The organism is Brevibacillus sp. NRRL NRS-603, assembly GCF_003013445.1.
Taxonomy (GTDB): Bacteria; Bacillota; Bacilli; order Brevibacillales; family Brevibacillaceae; genus Brevibacillus; species Brevibacillus formosus.
The window spans coordinates 81,098-105,060 of record NZ_PXZN01000034.1 but is presented as its reverse complement, the minus strand read 5'-3'; the positions used below and the strand labels follow the sequence as shown (position 1 = coordinate 105,060).

21 protein-coding genes are annotated in these 23,963 nt (G+C 48.5%); all 21 read right to left on the bottom strand.

Annotated elements, in window-relative coordinates; genetic code table 11:
- Positions 1-19: 19 nt before the first annotated feature.
- Entirely contained in the window at positions 20-559 is a 540-nt protein-coding gene (gene hpt, locus C7R94_RS23880; protein WP_106785225.1) for a hypoxanthine phosphoribosyltransferase, read from the bottom strand.
- Positions 556-1,983, bottom strand: a complete 1,428-nt coding sequence (gene tilS / locus C7R94_RS23875) for a tRNA lysidine(34) synthetase TilS (protein ID WP_106785224.1) — start codon at positions 1,981-1,983, stop codon at positions 556-558. The genes hpt and tilS overlap by 4 nt, the downstream gene beginning before the upstream one ends.
- The gene (locus tag C7R94_RS23870; protein ID WP_106785223.1) at positions 1,955-2,407 is read right to left on the bottom strand and encodes a threonine/serine exporter family protein; all 453 of its coding nucleotides are present in this window, start codon (positions 2,405-2,407) and stop codon (positions 1,955-1,957) included. Before C7R94_RS23870 ends, tilS begins: the two co-directional genes overlap by 29 nt.
- 5 nt (positions 2,408-2,412) lie before the next feature.
- Positions 2,413-3,162, bottom strand: coding sequence for a threonine/serine exporter family protein (locus tag C7R94_RS23865; RefSeq protein ID WP_047074500.1), 750 nt, complete (start codon positions 3,160-3,162; stop codon positions 2,413-2,415).
- 15 nt (positions 3,163-3,177) lie between these two features.
- Positions 3,178-4,113 carry a serine/threonine protein kinase gene (locus tag C7R94_RS23860; RefSeq protein ID WP_233220645.1) on the bottom strand — a complete coding sequence of 312 codons (936 nt, stop codon included), beginning with the start codon at positions 4,111-4,113 and terminating at the stop codon, positions 3,178-3,180.
- Entirely contained in the window at positions 4,103-4,864 is a 762-nt protein-coding gene (locus C7R94_RS23855) for a VWA domain-containing protein (RefSeq protein ID WP_106785221.1), read from the bottom strand. Before C7R94_RS23855 ends, C7R94_RS23860 begins: the two co-directional genes overlap by 11 nt.
- A 120-nt stretch (positions 4,865-4,984) precedes the next feature.
- Complete coding sequence (gene spoIIE / locus C7R94_RS23850) at positions 4,985-7,459, bottom strand: stage II sporulation protein E (protein WP_106785220.1); 2,475 nt, start codon at positions 7,457-7,459, stop codon at positions 4,985-4,987.
- A 285-nt stretch (positions 7,460-7,744) separates the two neighbouring features.
- Positions 7,745-8,116 carry a S1 RNA-binding domain-containing protein gene (locus tag C7R94_RS23845; protein ID WP_106785219.1) on the bottom strand — a complete coding sequence of 124 codons (372 nt, stop codon included), beginning with the start codon at positions 8,114-8,116 and terminating at the stop codon, positions 7,745-7,747.
- A gap of 41 nt (positions 8,117-8,157) precedes the next feature.
- Positions 8,158-8,466 carry an FtsB family cell division protein gene (locus tag C7R94_RS23840; protein ID WP_106785218.1) on the bottom strand — a complete coding sequence of 103 codons (309 nt, stop codon included), beginning with the start codon at positions 8,464-8,466 and terminating at the stop codon, positions 8,158-8,160.
- Positions 8,467-8,484: 18 nt separating this feature from the next.
- Positions 8,485-9,057, bottom strand: coding sequence for a spore cortex biosynthesis protein YabQ (yabQ, locus tag C7R94_RS23835; protein ID WP_047074490.1), 573 nt, complete (start codon positions 9,055-9,057; stop codon positions 8,485-8,487).
- A complete protein-coding gene (yabP, locus tag C7R94_RS23830) occupies positions 9,054-9,338 on the bottom strand; it encodes a sporulation protein YabP (protein WP_007726414.1) in 285 nt (94 codons plus the stop codon). The genes yabQ and yabP overlap by 4 nt, the downstream gene beginning before the upstream one ends.
- 187 nt (positions 9,339-9,525) lie before the next feature.
- Complete coding sequence (locus C7R94_RS23825) at positions 9,526-11,562, bottom strand: copper amine oxidase N-terminal domain-containing protein (RefSeq protein ID WP_106785217.1); 2,037 nt, start codon at positions 11,560-11,562, stop codon at positions 9,526-9,528.
- A 139-nt stretch (positions 11,563-11,701) separates the two neighbouring features.
- On the bottom strand, positions 11,702-13,837 hold the full coding sequence (locus C7R94_RS23820) for a GDYXXLXY domain-containing protein (protein WP_106785216.1): 2,136 nt from the start codon (positions 13,835-13,837) through the stop codon (positions 11,702-11,704).
- Between the two features lie 109 nt (positions 13,838-13,946).
- Positions 13,947-14,240 (bottom strand): RNA-binding S4 domain-containing protein, encoded by a 294-nt coding sequence (locus tag C7R94_RS23815; RefSeq protein ID WP_012683879.1) that lies wholly within the window; start codon positions 14,238-14,240, stop codon positions 13,947-13,949.
- Entirely contained in the window at positions 14,227-15,699 is a 1,473-nt protein-coding gene (gene yabN, locus C7R94_RS23810) for a bifunctional methyltransferase/pyrophosphohydrolase YabN (RefSeq protein WP_197238004.1), read from the bottom strand. Before yabN ends, C7R94_RS23815 begins: the two co-directional genes overlap by 14 nt.
- Positions 15,700-15,708: 9 nt before the next feature.
- Positions 15,709-17,373: a putative polysaccharide biosynthesis protein gene (locus tag C7R94_RS23805; RefSeq protein ID WP_106785214.1), complete on the bottom strand. Its 1,665-nt coding sequence runs from the start codon at positions 17,371-17,373 to the stop codon at positions 15,709-15,711.
- Positions 17,374-17,481: 108 nt separating this feature from the next.
- Positions 17,482-18,024, bottom strand: coding sequence for a stage V sporulation protein T (gene spoVT, locus C7R94_RS23800; protein ID WP_106785213.1), 543 nt, complete (start codon positions 18,022-18,024; stop codon positions 17,482-17,484).
- A gap of 235 nt (positions 18,025-18,259) precedes the next feature.
- A complete protein-coding gene (locus C7R94_RS23795) occupies positions 18,260-19,327 on the bottom strand; it encodes a peptidylprolyl isomerase (RefSeq protein WP_106785212.1) in 1,068 nt (355 codons plus the stop codon).
- 40 nt (positions 19,328-19,367) lie between these two features.
- A complete protein-coding gene (gene mfd, locus C7R94_RS23790; protein WP_106785211.1) occupies positions 19,368-22,916 on the bottom strand; it encodes a transcription-repair coupling factor in 3,549 nt (1,182 codons plus the stop codon).
- A gap of 146 nt (positions 22,917-23,062) precedes the next feature.
- A complete protein-coding gene (locus C7R94_RS23785) occupies positions 23,063-23,293 on the bottom strand; it encodes an anti-sigma-F factor Fin (RefSeq protein ID WP_007726431.1) in 231 nt (76 codons plus the stop codon).
- 61 nt (positions 23,294-23,354) lie between these two features.
- The gene (gene pth / locus C7R94_RS23780; protein WP_047074477.1) at positions 23,355-23,924 is read right to left on the bottom strand and encodes an aminoacyl-tRNA hydrolase; all 570 of its coding nucleotides are present in this window, start codon (positions 23,922-23,924) and stop codon (positions 23,355-23,357) included.
- Between the last annotated feature and the right edge of the window lie 39 nt (positions 23,925-23,963).

Below are 23,963 nucleotides of genomic sequence, written 5' to 3'. Positions count from 1 at the left end.
TACGGTCTCCACAACAAACCTACTTCGTGTAGACCTCAGGCTTCAATACACCGATATAAGGCAGATTACGGTAGTGCTCGGCATAGTCCAAGCCATATCCCACAACGAATTCGTCTGGAACATCGTAACCCTTGTAATCCGGTGAAATATCCACCTTGCGACGCTCTGGTTTGTTCAAGAGAGTCACCACTTTTACAGAAGCAGCTTCCCGATGGCGCAACAGCTCTACCAAGCGGCTCAGCGTCAGTCCACTGTCCATGATGTCTTCTACAACCAGTACGTGTCTGTTTTCTACAGATGTATCGAGATCCTTCAAGATTTTCACCATGCCAGAGGACTCTGTTCCACTTCCGTAGCTGGAAACTGCCATGAAGTCCATTTCGCACGGAATGTTCATGTGACGAATCAGATCAGCCATGAAAATGACTGCGCCTTTCAGTACGCAGATGACCAATGGATTTTTATCCTTGTATTCTGCAGCCAGCGTCTCACCCAATTCTCGAACTTTACCCGCAATATCCTCTTCTGATAGCAAAATCTTCTCGATGTCTTGATTCATGAAAAAACCTCCCGCCAATCTTCTCCAAACTCTACCCGCACGTGTAGAAAACGCCTGGTCTGTCCATTGACAGGCGCTACGGCGGAACGGCGCACACCTGGTACCAAAATCACCTCATCGCCCGCCGTCAAAAGCGGAAGTCTGTCACGCCATGCTCGCGGAAATTTGGCATCAATCAATAAATCCTTTAGCTTCTTTCCATCTGCTGAGCCAAACAGGGTGATGCGGTCTCCAGGTTTTCGGTTACGCAAATACAGCGATCCTGGCAACTGATCGGCATCAAAGACTGCTTCATTCGCCGGGAGTCGCTCCCAATCCATGGGACCTTCCAGGTAAGTAATATGTACCGTGGCCTTGCTCTCGTCGATCCAGGTTACACCGGGAACGGCGAGCTCGTAACTATACGTATGTATGCGATCCTGTCGCTTTCTACGACGAAAAGTGATTCGCCCGTACACCCGGTCGACTACCAGGTCATTCGGCAAATGCAATTCCGCAGAAGGGCGACTTCCCCCTAGCATGTGCAAAACGGTCTCCACGTGTTGCGAAGACCATTCGGTATGTTTTGAGAGATAACTTAATATTAGAGTAATCATTCTCCTTTGTAAAGCAACGTCACAAGTTTGAAACTTGTCATTGTCCATCAAAAATGCTTCAGGTTTTTTCTCAATCGTTACCTCTTTCAAATGCTCAATCGCCAGCCTCGTTAAAAGCGCTTCGTCCTGACGGATTGCCTCTGCGGTAGCCAAAATATGCTCCCGATACTTGTCATTCACTTTTTCCAATAGGGGCATGACATCCAGACGCAGCAGATTGCGCGTATATTTGCGCGATTGGTTGCTGCTATCCTCACGGGGTACGAGTTGATGTTCCCGACAGTAGCCTTCCAGTTCTTGACGGGTTTTATGCAGGAGCGGACGCACGAGCTCAATCGGGCAACCCTCAAGCATTCTTCGCTTCGGCATCCCTGTCAATCCATGCAACCTGCTGCCTCGCACAAAACGAAAAAGAATCGTTTCCACCTGATCGTCAGCATGATGGGCCAATGCCAGCTTGGTCGCTCCCTGATCCAGACCTACCTCTCGATACAGCCGATAGCGAATGTCACGGCTTGCTTCTTGCCCGCCTAGTCCCGTTTTTTCCATATATGCGGGAACGTCATATTCAAACAGATGAAAATCTACGCCGAGCTGACGACACAGCTCTTCTGCATAGAGTGCGTCCTGCCTTGCTTCTTCCCCACGAAAGCCGTGGTTCAGATGGACAGCATGGAGCTTCCAATGATACTGGTATTGTTTATTGAGAGAAGCCAATATGTGCAACAGTGCGGTAGAATCGTTGCCACCGGATATTCCGACGACAACGGTCTCACCAGGAAGCAACAGCCCCTCAGACTCAATCTCGTTGCGCACGCTTGCCAGCATAGCGGGCTCCTTTCCAAATCGTCAGAACCGAAATTCCAAATATAAGTCCAGAAGCAATGGCTCCGGCCACCATCAATGTCTTGGTCGCCTGGGTAATCCCTCCGACATAATCGTTGTTTACAAAAGCAAGCATGGCTTTGTAAGCCAACGATCCCGGTACCAGTGGAATAATTCCCGCGACGCTAAAATTCGTAGAAGGAACTCGCAGTATAATAGATAAGAGCTGGCTGAGCAAAGAGACAGCAGCAGCCGAAACAAACGTCGACAACAAGACCTCTGCACCGTAGATAGGAAGAATCGAGTAGACGAGAAAACCGATCACTCCAGCAAAACCAGCCGCTACGATTGTTCGAACCGGCACATTGAACAGCACACACCACGCTACTGAAGAGGCGAAGCTAAGCGCCAATCCTTTTAACAACATCGTACTCACCTCGTAAACGAAAGAATAATGGCTGTGGCTACCGCTACGGAGACAGCTGTCAGCATGGCTTCTACTCCGCGTGAAACACCTGCAACCAAATCACCAGCCATCAGATCCCGAAGCGAGTTAGTGATGGCGATCCCCGGAAACAACGGAAGCATCGCACCAATAATAATGATGCTTAAATGCAACTGCGGAAAGACCGTCACGGTCAACAATGCGAAAAGTCCTCCTAGTAAAGCGGCAGAGAACTCAGTAAAAAACTTCATCCGGACAAACTGTTCTAAATATTCCTGGCTCAGGTTCACAATCAACCCGGCCATCGCAGAAGGAACCAGACTGCCCCAATCTCCCCCTGCAAGCATAGCAAAGGAGCCGCTGGCCGTAGCGGCTGCTAGATGCTGTAACCATTTCGGATAGATCTGCTTTTTCTGATCGATCTCACGCAGCGTCCGATAGGCTTGCTCCAAATTAATTTTCCCACCGACAAACTGTCGGGAAACATCATTCACGAGCGTAATTTTATTGAGGTTGGTCGTACGTTTGGGGGTACGAACCATTCTTGTATGATCCAGTCCACTGCAACGAAAGGACAGGATGATGCTTGTAGGCGTAGCCGAGCTGTTGACGTCATCCATCCCCGCTGCCTTCGCGATCAATGCCATTGTCTCTTCCGTCCGGTAAGTCTCTCCACCGTTTTTCAAAATAATCGAGCCTGCCAACAAGCAAGTATCCATCACCAAATCTGAGGACACGAACCGTCACATCCTTCACATAAACCATGCGTAATACAAAGTGCCAGCCAATAGGAGTAACGAAGCGACAAAAAGACCACTAATGCCCGCCCCTGCGTTCCCTTTCGTCCGCGTTTTCTTTTGCGGCTTTTGCGGTTTGGCGCTCATGCTATCTCGCAAGACCGCCAACAGCTCCGCCCGCATTTCTTTTGCTGTCGCAAACTTACCATGAAACGCCTTCAATAAAGGCTCCCGGTACGGGTACAGGCTGTCACTTTTTCGTATTATATCACAGAGTAATATCGTGTGACGTGGGTCACCAAGGCTGTTTTTCCACGTTTCCGGTCCAACCGTCAGACGCACCATCATCACGGCTGTCGAGAACAGGTCATAACTTACTTCAGCCCGTCTATCACCTGCGTGCCAAAAAGCTCGATCGTATTCTTCTGTAAACTGCCGAACAGCGTTGCCCAGCTTGGTCACTCCACCGAAATCAATCAAGCGTACCTGCTTGTCCGTTTGGGTAACCATCACATTCTGCGGTTTCAAATCACCAAAAATATAGCCATGCTGGTGCAAAACATCCAGTCGTGCCAGCAATTGAACCATCATCACCGCCACCCAATCCGTACCCTCTTGCTTGATATATTCATCCAATTGTAAGCCTTGAAGATACTCCATGGCATAAAACGTACACGCCTTCCCATTTACAACGAGATCGTCTACGTCGCACAGGAGCGGTCCCACTTTGGAATCCCGCCCCTGCTGTGTGCTTTTCAACACATTCACTTCCATTAAAATATCTATGCCTTCCACGCCGACCTTAACCGCGCGCTGTACGCCACCTTGGGATACCAGATACACGGTCCCGTTTGCACCACGCCCCAACTCCCGTAAGACGTGGTACGATTTTTTGTTCCATTTGCCTGTAAAGTGCTTGGGCAGGTCGGGGGTGGCTGCCTTAAAAGACATGGTCACGCAGCATTCCGTTCGAGTCGTCCTCTTCGTCTTGGTCGATGTAACGCTCTTGCAGCGAACGTGGGAGCTTGTCCTGCTCAAACAGGGTAATTGCCTCTACGATGGCGGGGCCTGTTGGAGTAATTCCGCTCATCGCCAAATCACTCGTAATTTGATGAGCCTGCTCGACCTTTTCCGTCCACGGAATGCGGATATCGAGATGCTTTTGTTTCCCCGGAAATGAACCGACCGCCATTCTGCTATGTCCACTCCGTGAATGCAGACTGATACTGAAATCGTGTATCGCTTGCTGAACAGCCGACAGCTTTGGCTTCATACTTCCTGAGGTATCGACCAGCATCACGACGTTCAAGCTGCTTTTTTCACCCAACTCGTCAACCATTCCGGCAACCTGCACTCTTTTATCAGGTGCCAGCTCCTCTATTCCGGAATCGCCCAAAATCTCTTTTAATTCTTTATTGACCACTTGATGAATAGTGCGCGTCATTGCTTTTCGCGTCAGCATTTGTACCGTTTGCGCAAGCTGTTGGGGGTACACGATGTCGCAGAGTCCACCACCTGCTTCCGCGATATCCCTGATTTCCTTCTCCCCTTTCTCACCCAGCTCACTCTTGTCGATCACGCCAATCACATTAACCGTAATTCCTTGCTCCCTTGCCAGTGCCGCCGCAGCAACAGGACTCATCCCCGAGTTGGAGCAGCCGTCTGTCACTACCAGTATTTGACGAAGTGTCGCTTCTTTCACAATAATCTCCCCATTCGATCTGTTTTGTCAGTCCCAGCTCCGTGTAGCGACCGTTCATCCACTTCACTTCGCAGGGTATTTTTAGCAACAGTATCGACGGGTAATAGAGAAAACATACTCCTAACTCACAATCCGTGGCCGCTCGAGCTTCTCCATGCCATGCACCGCGATGGCAGCCCACTGCGGTACAAAGCGGTCAATTCGCGCCACCAACACGGTCATGTCATCAACAATTTGTCCAGAATGCTGGCGAATGACTTTTTCCAATAATAAATCAGCGACCTCCTGTGGATCATTTGTCTCCAATTCGCTGATAATTCGCTTCATCCACGCTTGCCTGTTTTCAATATGGCGCGGCGCCTCATAGATGCCATCGGACATCATGACGAGCAAATCACCTGGCTTGAGCATACGAGATACGACATCCACCTCGATTTCTTCCAGAATCCCTACTGGCAGGTTGTTGGCGGTGATCGTGATGACGTCTTTATTTCTTTTGACAAAGCTTGGGGTGGAGCCGATTTTTACAAAACGGGTATGAGCGGTCTGTAAATCGATCAGAGCCAAGTCCACCGTCGCGAACATTTCCTCCTTGGAACGCAGGGCAAGCACGGAGTTAACCGTTTTGATCGAAATTTTTTCATCCATACCAGAACGAAGGAGCTGCTGGAGCATATCGAGGGCGGATTGACTCTCTATGGATGCCCGCTCGCCATTCCCCATTCCATCGCTGATTGCCAGCGCCATTTTTCCATTTCCCAAATCCATCGTTCGGAAGCTGTCACCGGATAACAGCTTGCCGTCTTTGGCTGCACCCGCGACCCCGATATCGATCTCATACGTTTTGGCGGAAGCAAGGCACATCGTGCATGAACCGTCTTTTTGCGCTTCACAATGCCGCTCGCGAACAACAATGTTTTCTCCCAATATCTCCGTGAGCATGGGAGCCACGATCTTCGCGCATTCATCGCGGCCGTAGCAAGTCGGCTGACTGATTTCGATATCGACCTTGCCTTCTTCCAAGCTGTGTATTTCTACGCGGCGTACTGACAGACCCAAGCCCTCCAATGCTTGTGAGACCTGCTTTTCCTGAAAGCTCAGCTCCATTCCCTCTCGCTGTATTTCCCGGGCAAAATCACTCATGACCCGAGAGACTCCAGATAGCTGGTCGGCTACGAGCATGCGGCTTTCCTTTATCTGCTTTTTCAGTTGGTCAAACGATTGCTGACGATCGTATTCCTGCTCCATCACAGTCATGACCTTTTCTGTTTTGACACACTTGCGCTCCCAATCACGTGGCGGTGTAACACCAGCCAAGGTACCGTGCTCGTACACTTTTTCCATTAAAAAGCGCATTCCCTCATAGGTCGATTGCGTATCTTTATCCCAGCATTGTTCTTTTTTCCAGCATTTCTGGCAGGTGAATTCAGATACACGGCTGAGAAAGGCATCGGCCTGTTCTTCTATTTCTTCAGGACCGGCTGTCTGGGCAAAGCTATGGGAGAGTTGCGTAAATAGATCGGAGAATTGCTGGATTTTGCCCGCCGTCACATCGCGGACTCTGCGCATGTATTCTTGATGAGATTGTAGATTCTCGGGAGTCCCGGGGATAAATCGGGCTACCTTTTTCCAAAGAGCAGCAGGGGTCAGAACGAAGAGAACAATCGCCAGAGAGGTTTCGATCAAGGAGAAGTAGAGTGTCTCTTCTGCTCCACCGTAAATCGCAAGAATAGCCGTACCAATCAACAATCCTGCGGATACGCCCACTTTGCCGCCTTCCTTCAGCAAGCCTGCAAGAAGACCGGAAAAAGCGAGCAGATTGATTTGTAAAAGAGCACTCACATTAGCCAGACTGAGGATGAGACCTGTGACCACACCAACAGCCGCACCGATCGTGCCACCACCGACAAAAGCAAACACGAGCAGCAAATACCGTGAAAGTACATGCTCCATCGAAATGCCCTCGACCATCCAATCCACAGTACCCGTCATCAAGGAAGCCAGTAAAATGACTAACGAAACGATCTCTTCATTTTTGAGAGGCTCATAGGGCTTCGCCAAATGAATGATCGATAAGGACTGGATGAAGATGAGCGTCAGTACAAAGCCAAGAATCGCTTCTACTGCCACCATGACGAGCTCGTAAGTCGTTACCTGATTGGTTAGAACCGCATACAACAGACGGCTGATGAAAATCGTCCCGACAACCAGTAAAGGCGTCCGTGAAAAATCTTTTTTACGCATTTTATTCATCAGCTTGCAGGCAAACAAGGCAAGTATCACACTCAAGGTGGTTTCCAGTCCAACAGGCACCGACTGGGTAAAAGCGCCGATAATAAGAGCCATCCCCGTGACAAGCAAACAATCTCGGCGAATGTAAAACATGACAATGAAATACGGTATAGCAAAGGGAGTTAGCTCTTCCACGATGAGAGCTCGTCCTAATAAGAAGCCCATGAGGATGGGGAGAACATTCCACTTCTCTATGAGATCTGCTACTTTTTCTCCCCACGTTTGGGCAGTGGTACCCATTCGATCGGACACTTGCCGCGTCCAGGCCTGTCCGGCTTGTGTTACGTTTTTGTTCGCAATCATTTCGCTCCACCCCGTTCTTGGTCAATGTGTTTCTCCATTATACGGAGGGGGCATTGTAAAATTTGTCAAAAATCCAATGAATATTCACAGAATCGTGCGACAAATTCAGTAACGCAAATGGACAAAAAAAACCGACGTTATGGCGGATAACGTCGGCTGACAGGTGATTCGCGCTTTGCGAAACGGGCTTAGGATATTTTATTCGTCAAGACTTTGAAATGACCTTCCTAATTTTACATTCAAAGTGCGCTTTTCGTGAAGAAAGAAAAGTCATAATTTTCCGAATCAAAAAGACCGGCCGCGCCCCCTTTTCTCTACGCTTTTCTTCAAGGAGGACTGCCTGTCTTCACTTTCTTTCAAAAAGCGGTTCAGCTTTTCTTCAAAGCCTTCCCTTCGCTCCCGCTGATAGCGGGGTGGCCGTTCCTTTTCCATTGTTTTTTTGATAGAAAGCCCGATCTTGCCCTCACGGAGGCTGAGGACTTTTACTTTTACCGAATCACCAATTTTTAAAAATTGATGGATGTCCCGGACGTAGACGTCAGCAATTTCACTAATATGCACCAGTCCGGTGACATCGTCTGGTAACTGAACAAACGCTCCGAATTTGGTGATACCCGTGACTTTTCCTTCCAGTATGCTCCCAACCTCGATCTCCATGACGCGGAATGCCTCCCTCTCGTTGAAGATCAGCTGTATACTCAATCCGGAATGATATAGATGCTTTCGCCTTGCTTGGTAAACAAAATTCGCTTACGTACCAGCTCTGCCAAGTAATCCTGATCGTTTAGCCGGCTTGCTTCATAGGTCAGATCGTCTTGCTTTTGCTGCAAGACCGCTGATTCTTGCTTTAAGACCTCCAGCTCTGCCTCCTTCTTGGACAACTCGCCACTTTGCAAAAACAAGGTATAGCTAGTCCAGACGAAGAAGCACAGGATCACAAAGAAAAAGAGACGCATTCTCCTTCTCTGCCCTTTTCGGTTAATGGAAGAGGTTCTTGTTTCCTTCATCAGTACGCCACCTCGAATCTACTCCCGTTTTCTCTTTGAGTGAAACCAATTCTTCCAATTGGTCCAAAATCCTGTTGTTTTTCCATACATTTTTTTCCCCAAATGTTGACCCCATCTGGCAAAAGGGGAGGTGACAAAACGCGTCACTTTCCACAAAAAGCCGAGGATCGCGAGCAACACGGAGTACAAAAATGTCAGCACCATGATGATCACTCGGAAAAGAAAGAGCACAGGACGTACAAGCAGGATGTCTAAAATATTTATGACCGTACGGTAAAACCACTGACAGAATTTTATCATGCGGTGCAAGAAAAGGATATACTTCTTACTACCTAATAAGAAATACAGCCACGCGCCAAATATCATTCCAAAGAATATTGGAAACCGAATAATCCCGTCGTTCACTTTCACCAAAATCAAGAAAACAGCGCCCATACTGCCCACCCAAAATAGGATGTCAAAGAAAAAGACCAACCAGAGTGGCAGTCTGGCCTTGCCCTTAAATACATGGTACGTATCGAATCCCATACCCATCAGTGCACCACACGTCGACATGGCCAATACCGTCTGCAACTGGATGACGATGTTCACTTGAATAACTTGCCGAAGAATCCTCTCGACCGATCGCCGGCCTGCCCTTGCTCCAGATAGGCCATCTCGTGAACAAGCCCCTCGATCGCTACTTCTCCGGTTTCCAGACTCAGATTTTTCATATGCAGGTTTTGGCCTCGTATGGTTAAAAAGCCGCCGTCCGTCTCCAAGAGGAATTCTTCGCTGTCAAAGCTTTCGACGTTTTTTACTCCCGAAATCGCTAAGCTGCGACGATTAATCATCACGACTTCATGACGTGGCCGTCTCGTGTGATCGTTCATGATTACTCCCTCCTCACGTACCCTTCTTGTACTATCGTATGGGGAGGGATGTCCTGATAGAACAAAAACGGTCAAAACCGTTTTTGTTGTGACCGCAAGCGGTCGCATTAACTCTTATGAAAAAACATCGAGATGTTTTTCACAAAAGAAAACCCCGTATGCATACGGGGTTTTTGCCAGACTGCCTTTACTTGTAAACGGTGTAATTGCCGTTCACATAGATGATTTTGTAACCGGTACGCTCCGTGATGGTTTTCAGAGGCAGGGTAGGAACGTTGTTTTTCAGCTGAACCGCTGCAGGCAGCGTTACATTTTTTCCATTGACGGTCGCTACGTTTGAACCGACCTTGAATTGCATGACCGTATTGCCGCTCACGACTTTTGCAGTCGTTTTCGTGTAGCTGATTGAAAACCCGAGGGCATCACGGAAAAACGTAGTTGGCATCAACGTATTGCCATTTACGGTATACGGTGCCACTGCGAGTCCGGTTGTTTTACCAGCCTTCGTAAAGGAAGCGACGTTCTGCTTGAAGCTTACGCCATTCAGCGCCACGATGGTCGCCGGACGAGAGAAGAGCAGACCTCTCTCCTCGGAGTTGTAGACACCAATACTGTATACACCTGGAGTAGCCGGATTCACAATGCCAGCTGTCTCGGCGATATTGACCTGAGCTGCTGTTTTTGCCGGAATATCCTGGGCAGGAATAATAATCAGATTTTGTCCGCGCACACCAACAAAGCTAGCGGCCACACCGTTCACCGTTACTGTGTTCGCTGGCAAGTAGGCTGGAACACGGAAGCCAACTGGGAGTACGACTTCAATGAAGCCCTGATTCCGAACAATCGGAGCACCCATGGCTTTGATACCGATTGAAATACCAGCAGGAGTAGAGGCAGTCGCTCTCGTCAGCCCAACCGTTGCCAATGTATTATCAACAGCGACTGGTGGAGTCACTCCAGAAACTTGAAATTCCTTCGACTTATAGGTCTTGTTGTCGATTTTGGCCGTCACGGTATAGGTTCCCGCAGTTATCGGGGTGGTCAAGTAGCCTTCGAATGCAAACTTGATACTCGCGCGGTTCGTGCTACTGAATCCGTAAGGCGTGCGGAAATAAACCTTATTTCCCAACACGCTTACATTCGTCACTTGAGCACCATTGACGGTAACGCTGTTGCTTGTAAGAATCGGCGGAACGGTTACCCCACTTGGGAATTCGACCTCGATTTCTGCGTTCGACCCCAGCTTGGAGGAAAGATCCACATCAAATGTATAGCTCGTACGCGCTCCCGCTGAACTGTCCGACAAAGAAACGCTGAATGGCGTGTGGCTTGTGTTTGTAATCTCTACATCTTTTGACTTGTATTCCTTGCTGTCATATTCGACTTCATACGAATAGTACTTGTCTGGCTTCGATGGGTTTACAATCCCCGCGGCAGAAGTAAACTCCAGCTTTATGTAGCTATCTCCGTCTGCACCGCTCGGAACCTCAATCCGAACCGAGTCACTGTCGAGAATTGAGACGTAATCCGGTTTGTACCCGTTTACCTTCACATCAGATTTGCTGATGCTCTTTGGCAGCATGTCCTTGGAGGGGAAATTGACATAAATGTATTTGCCCTTTTTCAGCTTGCTTTTCGAGGAGAGATTAAATTTTCCGAGCGTTAGGGAAATCGCGTCCTCGGCATTTTTACTGCTAGGAGAAGCCTCGAAGTCACCCTTGCTACTACTGCTGCTGCTACTGCTCGAAGACTTGCTGATCGTAATCTTTTCACCCCTGTAGCTGGTCTCCTCACTTGTTTTCACTTCGATTTCGTAGCTGCCCTTGTCTTCCGGGTTGGTGATATTATCAATGGTTAGTGTAAGTACAGTGCCTTTTTTGATCTTTTCATCGACTTCGATCTCGACCACATTCTTGCTTACATGTACACTGTCGATCGAAATTTCGTCATCGTCGTCATCTTCCAGCGTGACGTCCGATTTTTTCAATTTTTTATCTACCGAATACTCAGATGGGAACCTAACGAAAATACTGTCGCCCGATGATAGGGCCTTATTGATTTCAAACTCAATCGTATATTCTGTTTCCTTGTCCACACGTGTATCGTCTGCAGAAACATCCTCGATAGAGAGAGCATAAGCCGCTTTTGGCTCAAGCATCAGTGGACTTGCCAGTACCGCAGTCGCTAGCAGCACTGAGATCCCTTTGTTTACGCTTTTGTTCAACGGTAACGCCTCCTTATCTAAAGTTCCCTACTATGATAGGAAATGTTCGGCAGGAAAGGGTTACAGACTGGTAACGAATGATTTTCCTCACGCAAAAGAAGCTGCCCGATGACACAGGCAGCTTCTTCTTTAGAAATGTCTACTGGTTGGACAGGCTCTCCAGGATGGCATCGCCTTTCTCGCCAATTTTCACGATAGCGTATTTGGCATTCCGCTCGACTTCAAGTCCGGTTCCTTCTGGGACAAAATAGCTTTCTATGCCGTATTCCACTTGATTGCCACCGATTGTGTTTCCATTAATGATCACATCCGATGGCTGAGAATCGTATGCCCGATTCCATCGACCATTGAGCTCATAAAAGCCACTGTAGGTGTGCAAGCCATTTGCTTGTTGGCGGAGTACGACTCGAATCTTATCCCCTGAGTCAACCTGTTCATGGTCCAATGTAGATATGGTGTAGCCAAGTCTGACGTAATCACCTTGCAGCAACGAACGCGGATCGATTGGGACCAGCTCCAGCTTCACCGTTTTTCCGTTGGCCAGGATCGTCTCACTGCTCCATACTTGATAGCCAATCAAAGCAAATTGCAGCAAAATGACAGGAAGCAACACAAGCGCTTTTCTCACAAAAAGGGGAGGCTCGCTTTTCGACCACTCGATTTTCGCCCTTCGATCCCACCACAGGGTAACGCTGAAAAACACCAAGCTGAGTAGAAGAAGGCTCAGTGACTTGTGCAGCAAGCTCCATAGCATGTCGTAGTACTTCATGAGAAGAAAGGCAAACCAGAAACCGAGCACGATTCCGAACCTCACCTTATTTTGCTGATGCAATGTCCGGTACAACAAATACGTGCTGACTGCGAAAAAAGCCAGATTCACGACCACATTCATGGAGCCCGATTGAAAGCCTTCCTCTGTCAGGATCAAAAGCGAGAGTAAGGCGTACACCAACGAACTGTTTTGCAATACGACTGGCAATTGTTTTACGTAATGCAGCGCCAATTGCGTAGCAAAGATGATTAAGAGTACATATTCAAAGGATGGCAGGTACTCATCCAGCTTCGTAGCCAGGACGACTAAAAAGGTCAGCTGTGTCAAAAGCCGCGCCGGAATGGCAGAGACAGCTTTCCACACGTATAACAGGACCAACAGGAAAATGATCCAGTAAGCTCCTTCTAAAAACAGAACTGAACCGACACCCAATATATACCCCATTGTGAGCAGCGTATATCGTACCGTTGCATTCATCCCGCGCATAAACACCACAGGGCCAATAAAGCCAATTAATGAAAGGAAAAACAGCAAATCAATAACCGTTTCCTCTTCAATGATCAGAAAAAGCAGACCTGCTATCGAAATGGCTCCAATGGATGCGGCGATAGTGGTGACGAGAACGGTGAATGCCTCTTGAAAAAACACAACCCATTTGCTTTTTTGATGCGCTGATTCCTTGCGCAGCCAATTAATCCCTGCAACTGCTCCCCAAACAAGAAGTACAGTCAGCAGCAGCATCAAAACAAAGAAGCTCTCTGAAAAATACTTCACCATGTAGGATATAAAATTAACGAGTACAAACAGCGAGAGCAGCGAGGCCGTCACAATCAGAAACCCGCGACTCGGCACCCATTTTAAAAACGTAACAAACAGAATCCCGCTCGTCAGGACATATAAAAGCTCAGGGAGCGGACCATACACTTCGGTGAAGGATGAACCGAAAAGACTGACGGAAAACGTCAGAAACGATAAGTAGTAGATCGGCTTGGAATGCCATTTCCCCGTAGAGGTTAACCAGAACAGGACCATATTTCCCAACGTAATCAACCAAAACATCATGAACCACCACTCGTCTTCACGCGCTACATGATTGACGGAAGGATGGAGAAAGAAGTAAATCGCCAAATGAGCAAGGACATAGCTGATGACATAAAATGGCTGATAGCGCGTGAAAATCGCGAACAACAAATTCGGTATGAGCCATACGACGAACAGCATATAGCTATCGGCATGTGAATTGTAAATTTGACCCAACAAAGCCACACTGACCCCAAAAGCCAAGCCTCCAGCCACCAGAAGCCAATTGCTCAAAAACGAATGTCGTTTGATGAAACGCAGTCCATAGGATAATAAATAAAAAAGAACCAGGATTGCCACACTGACGCCGATCTTTTGCTCCCTAATCATGAGTGGCCAGTTCGAAGCAAAAAAGTACAGGATAGATGATAACAGAAGCGAAATGGACAAAAAGTAACCCATTCGAACTCCATTTTGTTGCATACAGCACACATCCCTTCGGAAATGCCTTAGGTACTCTCATTATATCCTCCGATTGGAAAAAAGCCTAAAAAAAGACTGCCATCCCGGCAGTCTCTTTTCGCGTACAATATTACCCTTTGAGGTAGGCGTCCTCTTCTTTTTCATCACGCGGAACGGGAACTTCGCCAATAACGGTATACAGCGAAGCTGCTTCTTCCTTCCGCGGGTTTTCTTTGATGTCCTCTACTTTTACCGACACGATTTTTTGTCCGAAACGGATCGCCAGCTTGTCGCCGATTTTCACGTTACTGGACGCCTTTGCAGGGCGATCGTTGATTTCCACACGCTGTTTGTCACACACTTCTTTGGCGAGTGTGCGTCGCTTGATCAGTCGAGACACTTTCAAATATTTATCGAGTCTCATGTTTGGCTTCCTCCCACCATTTGTCCATCTCTTGCAGGTCCGTCTGCTCAAAGGTACGGCCCGCCTCTTGTAGCTTGCCTTCAATATAGGAAAAGCGCTTCTTGAACTTGTTGTTGGTCAATGCGAGGGCTTCCTCCGGATCGAGCCCGAGGAAGCGCGCCAGATTGACTACCGCAAATAGCAAATCACCCAGCTCGCCAGCACGTTCTTCCTCTGATGCTTCTTGCAGCTCGCGGTACTCCTCTTCTACCTTTTTGTACACGTCTGCAATATCGTCCCAGTCAAAGCCGACTTGAGCTGCTTTTTTCTGCAGCTTGTACGCGTACATCAGTGCTGGCAAGTCACGCGGTATTCCCGCCAGCTGTGATTGAACCGTTACATCGATGCCTTTTGCTGCCTTTTCCTGTGCTTTGATCTCCTGCCAATTCGCCAGCGCTTCCTCGGAATCATTCGCGCTCTTTTCCCCGAATACGTGTGGGTGGCGGCGAACTAGCTTTTCATTCAGCGTTGCGACAACATCATCTACCGAGAAATATCCGTCTTCGGCTGCCATCTGTGAATGCAGCATGATTTGCATCAACAAATCACCCAGCTCCTCACACATCGCATCTGGATCATCGTCGTCAATCGTCTCCAATACCTCATACGTCTCTTCAATCAAGTTTTTGCGGATGCTTTGATGTGTTTGCTCGCGATCCCACGGGCATCCATCCGGACTGCGCAGGATCGCCACGATCTCCTTCAAGTAGGAGAATTGGCGGTACGACACCTTCTCGTCCTTCGTCGGCGGTACATACACCAGGGACAAATTCCCGAAATGATCGAGTCTGTCCAGTTCATACAACGGCACTGTCTCAATGATTTCTTGCCCCGCTACCCCTACGGCTGTCGCTACCGTCACCTCGTAGTCGTCCGGCAGCACTTCCATCAAGGTCAGCTTCACATCAGAGGCCACAAACGCATCGTATACTTGCGCGATAATCGTATGCAGACCCGGTGATACTTGATGAGCAGCGAGCGCCGTCCCATCCAGCAAAGAGAATCCCTCGATCGGGTCGATATGTAGGCGGGCAAACAACGGATCAATAAAGCTCTGTCCACCGCCAATTTGGATTTCTACACCACGGTTTGGTCCCTCTGCCAACAATAGCTGCACAGTACGTTCCGCCACCAAAGGATGACCTGGCACGGCATAGACAAGACTGCCTGCGTCGTTTACCCGTGAAAAAAGCCGTTCTACAATATCGGTGTACACATCGGAAAACGTATCGTGCTGCTCATATACATCGTCAAAGGACTCAATCGTGATGCCTTCTGCGATCAACTCGGCTACGACCGGATGCTCTTTCGTGCGCAAATACAGCTGTTCGGCAGCTTTGAGCGTACGATAGATGCCATAAGGGAGCTGGTCTAAATCTCCGGCACCAAGACCGACTACGGTAATGGTCTTATTCTTCATTTCCACTTGTCACGCCTCCTTTTCGTTCATTCTCGCTTTCTCCGCTGGGAGTAGCTTATATTTCGTTAACAGCGAAGCAATTCGCTTTCCTTTTGGCAAGAATTGAATATCGTTTCTCGTGAGTCCACCTGTTTTCAAAAGCGCCAGCAAATAGACCAATGCTCCTGAACCGACAGCAATCAAGCCTACCAGCGTATACAACAAGCGATTTGAAAGTCCGGCACTGCCGAGCACTGTAATAGCGAGCCACTCCATAATTAACACGACAATCGACATCACCACAACGGACACGAATGGCCTTTTCACCGTTTGGCGGAATCCAATGTGTGCTCCCGTGTATTTGATGACCGCTAGAACGTTAAGTCCCATAGCGACTAAATAAGCTAAAACAGTGGACACTGCTGCACCAGAGATACCCCAGAACGGGACGAGCGCCAGATTGAGGATGAGCTTCACCAATACACCAATAAACAGGTTGCGGGCAGGTCGCATGACACGTCCCAAGCCTTGCAATATTCCCGCGCTGGCAATACTCACCGTGGCGAAAAGAATCGTGAAGGACTGTACAGCGAGGGCCTCAGTACCGTTACTATCTCCGTAAAGCATGACGTTGATCGGCTCCGCCAACAGAGCAAGTCCAAAGGAAGCAGGCAGTCCCAACAGGAAGGTCAGTCGAATCGCGACTTCGGAACGATGAGAGATCAATTGATGCTGACGCTGGGCAACAGCTTCACTGATCGCAGGCACTAACGCCAGCGACAAGGATGTGGCGAAAAACGTACCAAACTGAATGAGTGGCTGACCACGGTCAAATGCACCCTTCAAAAGCTTGGCCAAGTCCTCCGGGGTCCCGCTCCATTGCAGCATATTGACGACGGTCATCGAGTCTACAAGCGGAACAAGTGGCAGAACCAATGCGCCCATACAAATCGGAACGGCATAGGTCAAGAGATGACGTAATATTTGACGATTGGTCCACGAATGCACGGTTGATTGCTGCACTTGTTTGATTGTATGTAGCCCCATCTGCTTGTCTTTTCTCCAATACCACAGCAAGACGAGAATGGCAGCAATTGCACCTGGAAAAGCAGCGAAAACGGCACCTGTACCAGCCAAATAAGGGTCTTGATACATGTTCATCGCCCAGAATGCAGCAACCAGAATGAAAATTACGCGAATGAATTGCTCAGCAACCTGAGAGACGCCAGTCGGCATCATATTTTGATGCCCCTGAAAATAACCGCGCAAGATCGCAACCATCGGCACTAACGGCAGTGACCACGCTACCGCTCGGAGTGGGGTAATCAAATGCTCATCACCCATCATACGGGCAATCATAGGTGCCCCTCCATATAACAGCAAGAAGAAAAAGATCCCGAGAACGACCAGCGATATACTGGCTACTCGAAAGGCCCTGCGCGCCCCGATCGCATCCCCGACAGCGACGCGCTCTGAGACGATCTTGGAGATGGCAATGGGGAAACCCGCCGTCGCCAAAATTAACAACGCGGTGTACAGCGGGTATACTTGCATATATACGTACAAGCCGATATCTCCGGCAATGTTTTGGTATGGGATGCGGTATACAGCGCCTAAAAGCTTGGAGACAAGACCGGCAATTCCAAGTATCGCCGCGCCCTTCACAAATTGAACGGAAGCCTTTTCTTGAGCCATGTGCGTGAAATTTCTCCTCTCCAACCTAAAACTTCGTTCATTATACCACAAGGCCATAGGCACAAGAAAAACAGCCCCAGGGTACGAGGCTGTTTTTCTTGTGCTATCTTACTGCTCCATCTGTTTTGCCAGGAAACCGGCCGCTGTTTCCGACATTTTGATCTCCAAATCACTCATCTTGGTTGACTCGTTTTTGTTCAGGAGGATTACGGACCCGATTGGGTCGCCTCCCGCTACAATCGGTGCAACGACGAACGAACCATATGTCTCGTTCATGTCACGACAAATTTCATAAGAGCCTGTGTTTTTCTCCAGTCGGGTTTTTCTTTCCTCCAAGCATTTCTCCACAATACTGCCAATCGCTTTCTCCAAGTAGTCCTTTTTGGAGGCACCTGCCACTGCAATGACACTATCCCTGTCTGAAATCAGTACGGTATGATTCATGCTTTCGTACAAAGAGTCGGCGTACTCTTTTGCAAAATCACCCAACTCTCCAATCGGTGAATACTTTTTGAGAATGACTTCTCCGTCACGATCCACAAAAATCTCAAGCGGGTCGCCCTCACGAATGCGCAGTGTACGACGAATCTCCTTAGGAATCACGACCCGACCGAGGTCGTCAATTCGACGAACGATACCAGTTGCTTTCATGTCTTGTTGCCTCGCTTTCCCTGAGAAGTGGGTAGTGAATAAATGGTGGTTGGTTAGTTGTATTTTTTCCTCAAATTCTAATTTTAACTATGGGTGATGGTATCAATTTTTGCCAGTTACTTCAGTTACTCTCCCCCGGGTGGTAGCGAGTGATAATAGTATTTGCCCACGTTTGAAGAATATGCGAGAAAACGAAAAAACAGGGAAACGAATTCCCTGTTTTTCTTCGGACTTCTTATTTCTTTGCCGGAGCATCATTTTTGGACTGCGGGATGTTGAATTTCGTAATGAGCTTGTCCAGCTCGCTCTTGGCGAAAGTATCGTACGCTTTCTCCAAAGAGCTCGCGCGGAGCTGTTCTTTCATCTCATCAAAGGTCTTTTCTTTGCGATTCTCGACCTTAATAATATGGTAACCAAAATTAGTTTTTACTGGCGGACCAACTTCGCCGACTTTTTGCGTCAGGGATGCTTCTTTAAATTCTGGTACCCATTGCGTTACATCCGCATTTTCGTACAAGCCGCCAGACTCCTTGCTACCTGGGTCATCTGTGAACTCTGTTGCCAGCTTCGCGAAGTCCTCACCCTTTTTCAGGCGCGCTACCAAGTCGTTGGAGATTTTCAACGCCTCTTCCGGTGTGCGCTTTTCGGTAGAGATCAGGATGTGGCGAACAGAAGCAACGGTACGGGAAGCTTTGTCCATTTGATCATAGGTTTGCTTCAGCGTAGCATCGTCGATATTCTTTTTCATCACATTGATGGACTGGTTGATCAGGTCCATCTGATTGATGATCATGTCCTTGGTTACGCCTTGGCCTTCCATGAGCTTGGTGAACTGAGCTTCATCCTTGCCCAAAAAGCTCATGTACTGTGTTTTAATTTTGTCGAAAGTTTTCTCAGCGAGTTCTTTGGACTCTTTTTTCATGGCCTCGTCGGAACGGCTAGCCAAAACCTTAGTAGCTGTATACTCACGAGCAAAAGCCTTCAGTGCGTTGCTATCAGCCATTTCAATCATAGTACCTTGTTGCGGGTTCATGAAGTTAATGACACGCAGGAACTCTTCGAACTCTTTTCCTGTTACAGTTCCTCCCTGATACTCCACAACGACCGCTTTCTGGTCTGCTGCGTAAGGCAGAGTGAGTTTAGGGAATTGTACCAAAGGATCGTTAGCAGCTTGATTGCTGCCATCTGTCTGATTCGCTGGAGTTTTTGTTTCTTGTTTCGCTTCTTCTGCTTTTCCGCCGCAACCAGCCATGAGTGCCACGACCAGAACAGCCGAAGATAGAATCGCTACAGAACGTTTCATAAATAAGGTTCTCCCTTCCCGGGCAAGCCCATTTTGTCAGTTAAGACACAGGGCTCTCCGTACCAGTGTCTCTTCGCACCTGGTGAAATTGACGCAGCAGCTTTTCAACCAACTGCACGCCCTCATCTTCCTTTAACCCTTTTACTTTAACAGCAATCGTGATCTGTTGTCCACCCGACAGCCCAACCCTCTTACTCCAGTTACTGGTAAGCGCAAACAAAGCTCCACCATCGATGTTGTTGTTCTGACTAGGGTGCAGGAGCAATTTAATCTCGTCTGGATTCTTTTGGCTAATTTCGGTGATGTGGTGCTTCAAGGCATACACACGCAAACGGGAAATAGTCAACAAATTATCAACCGGCTTCGGAACTGGCCCAAAACGGTCTAGCAGCTCCTCTGCCAAATCGTCTACGTCTTCCAAGGTAGACACTGCGACAAACTTTTTGTACATCTCGATTTTTTGTCGGCTATCCGTAATGTACATCGACGGAATATAGGCATCCAGTTGCAGATTAATCTCTACAGGTGTGACAATTTCGTGTTTGACTTCGCCCTTCAGCTCATCAATGGCTTCTTTCAACATCTGGCTGTACAAGTCGAATCCGACCGTATTAATAAAACCATGCTGCTCCGCACCCAGCAAATTACCCGCTCCACGAATGGACAAGTCCCGCATCGCGATTTTGAAACCAGAGCCGAGCTCGGTAAATTCCTTGATGGCTTGCAGACGTTTTTCCGCTACCTCTGTCAGCACCTTGTCCCGTTGATACGTAAAGTAAGCGTACGCAATTCGATTGGAACGACCTACACGTCCACGCAGCTGATACAGCTGAGACAAGCCCATTTTATCTGCATTGTAAATAATCAGCGTATTGACGTTCGGAATGTCCACACCGGTCTCAATGATCGTCGTGCTGACCAATACGTCAAAATTCCCTTCCAAAAAGTCGAGAATAACGCCTTCCAGCTCGCTTTCGTTCATCTGTCCATGCGCTACAGCGATGCGTGCGTCAGGAACGAGCATGGAGATCTGCTCCGCCATCTGTTCGATTCCTTGTACTTGGTTATAGAGGAAGAACACTTGCCCATCACGAGCCATCTCACGCTCAATCGCTTCGCGAACGAGAGCAGGGCTGTAATCCATCACATACGTCTGTACAGGAAAACGATTTTCTGGCGGCGTTTCGATGACAGACAAATCACGCACACCGAGCATCGACATGTGCAAGGTACGTGGAATCGGCGTAGCGGTCAGAGTCATGACATCCACATTCGTTTTAATCTGCTTCAGCTTTTCCTTGTGGCTTACACCGAAGCGCTGCTCCTCGTCTACGATTAACAAACCAAGCTCGCGGAATGTCAGGTCCTTGGAAAGCAGACGGTGTGTACCAATGACGACATCGACTGTGCCTTCCTTCAGTCCTTTTAGTGTGGCATTCTGCTCTTTGCGTGAACGGAATCGACTTAATACCTCCACGCGGATCGGATATTCCGCAAAACGCTCACGGAACGTCTCGTAATGCTGCTGAGCCAGAATCGTAGTTGGAACCAAAACAGCTACCTGTTTTCCGTCCATGACCGCCTTGAAGGCAGCACGAATCGCAACCTCTGTCTTCCCGTAACCCACGTCCCCACAAACAAGGCGATCCATCGGACGTTTGCGCTCCATGTCCGCTTTCACTTCCGAAATCGCGCGGAGCTGGTCTTGTGTTTCCTGATACGGGAACATCGCCTCAAATTCACGCTGCTCTGCCGTGTCGGGAGAGAATGTATGACCGACAGCCGCTTCGCGGGCTGCATACAGCTTGATCAAATCTTCGGCGATATCCTTTACAGACGACTGGACTTTGTTTTTGACACGTTTCCACTCGCTGCCGCCCAAGCTGTAAATCTTCGGCTGGGCCTCTTCACTCGCTACGTACTTCTGCACATGGTCGATTTGATCAATCGGAACAAACAGACTGTCTCCTGCCGCGTATTGAATATGAAGGTAATCTTTATGAATTCCGAGAATTTCCTTGGTTTCAATTCCAAGGTATTTTCCAATCCCGTGATTCACGTGCACGACGAAATCACCGGGCTTGAGCTCGAGGTAGTTTTTGATACGCTCCGCGTTGTTCATCGTCTGCTGAACTTTGCGCGCCTTGCGCTGTTTTGCGGTAAATACTTCACCTTCCGTAATAACAACCAGCTTGTTTAGAGGCAGCTCAAAGCCTGTCTGGAGGTTTCCTAAAATGATCGTAGGACGCCCCGGAGGCACCGTTTCGACTGCATCTGTTAAAACATCCGCTTCCATCTCGTAGTCATGCAAGACACGCTCAAGTCGCTTCGCTCGCTCCAAATCAGCTGCGACAAAGACGATCTGATCCTGAGACTTCTTCCAACGAGCCAGCTCTGTTTTTAGCACGTTCATCTGGCCATGGAAGTTTTGCATGGTACGACAAGTCAGATTCACGATGTTTTGCGGCTGGGTCTTCGGTGATTGTCTCAAAAATAGGGAGAGGTAAACGATCTGGCGCTTTTTCGTCGCCACGATCTCGTCGTACGTGCGCGACAGGCTGAGATTGGACATATATTCGCCCTGGATGATGCGTCCTGTCAGCCATTCCCCTTCTTCTTTTTGCAATTGCGCTGCCGTATCCAACACACGAGAAGGCTCATCAACGATCAGCAAGGTATCGGAAGGCATATAGGACAATAATGTATCGCCAGTCGGGTAAATGACAGAGATGTATGAGTACAACTGTGCAAAACGCTGTCCCTGCTTCATTCTCTCTGCATCAGAGCCGATTCGCTCCATGACTTTTTCTTTAGCAGCCCCATCCTTTAAATTGGCGATGGTTTCCCCCAGCTTTTGTTCTAAGCGAACAGCCGATTCCTGCAATAACGGAGTCGAAGCGATCATTTCTTTTGCCGGACCGAGAATATAAGTTTGGACGGATTCCAATGACCGTTGGGAGAGCATGTCAAACGTACGGATCGAGTCGATCTCCACATCAAAAAGCTCAATCCGCACCGGCCACTCCGAATCGATCGGATACAAGTCGATAATTCCACCGCGAATACTCATTTCTCCCTTGCGCTCGACCATGTCCACTCGCTCATAGCCAAGCTCAATACATCGGAGCAAAAAGGACTCGATATCGAGCTCATCACCGACGGACAACTGAATCTGCGCTTCCTTCCAAACTTGCGGAGGAACGACCAAGCGACGCAAGCCAGCAAAAGGTGCAACCAAAAAACCCGTAAAGCCTTGGGCCAGACGGTTGAATACATGAATTCGCTGCGCCAGCATCTCAGGGCTGGCAATGGCAAGCTCAGAGCCAATCAGCTCATTACCGGGATAAAGCAACACCTGATCAGAGGGAACCAACTCGATCAAATCTTCGTATACTTTTTGTGCTTGGTACATGTTATGCGTCACAACACAGACCGGACGATCTGACATTTGTTGTAATGACGCCATCAATACTTGCCGGGCGGAACCAGCTAAGCCAGAGACAAGCTGCTCATGTAGCCCCTTCTCCAAACCAGCCACGATTGTCCCGACGTTCGTGTCCTGTTTCATCGGGTTAATGATGACTTGCATTCACTAATCCCCTCTCTAATTCTTCTGTCAACTAAAATCAGAGCTTCGCTTACGTTCACAACAACCGCAGGTCAGCCATGCGAAAAGAAGCCTTAGCTCCCCAAGCTAAGGCCTTGTCAGTGCAAGCCTTCCTAATGCGTATCCACTTATTGAAGTGGGTTTCCGACTAGCGAAAGCTCTGGATGCTGAATCAGCGCTTCACGGCAGTAGTCGCACGTGATGCTGACGACCGTATCTCCACTTTGTTCTCTCGATATTATAAGAGCACGTTCCTCCGGGGTCAAGGAATCAAACCCGAGCTGCGCTTCTGTTACTTGCGATTCGTCAAATTCTGCAATCTTCATGCCGCAGCAACGACATGTATAGCGTATGCTCATGCACATACCACCCCCATACTGTTCCTATCGATTAGTATGGACGGCTGGGTGGGAAATCATACTACTTTTTCAAGCTGTTGTAATGGTTCATGACCTTTAAAAACGACTCTCTTGTCCACATGGCGCATGCATCAGCAGCTAAGCCCACCGCTTCTTGAATGTCAGCTCTTTCAGCCACTGGAAACGTATTCAAAACATAGTCGCTGACGCTCCGCCCTGGTTCAGGACGACTGATTCCTACTTTGATCCGTTTAAACTCCTGTGTGCCCAAATGCTGAATCATTGACTTGATGCCGTTGTGCCCACCAGCGCTGCCTTTTTCTCGTAGACGAAGATGTCCGGTCGGCAAATCAAGATCGTCGTAGATGACGACGAGATCGTCCGGAATCAGCTTGTAAAACTTGAGGACTTCCGCTACCGATTCACCAGAGAGATTCATGTACGTCTGCGGTTTCACCAGCAGTACCTTCTCCCCTTCGATGCGTCCTTCGCCCACGAGTGCACGAAACTTGTTTTGCGTAACAGGAATTCCCCATTTGTCGCTAATCTTATCTATGGCCATAAAGCCAGCATTATGTCTGGTGTCTTCATATTTTTTGCCGGGATTACCCAATCCGATTATGACTTTCACGCTTATTCCCTCCTACTCTCTCCCCATTGTACTCGAATG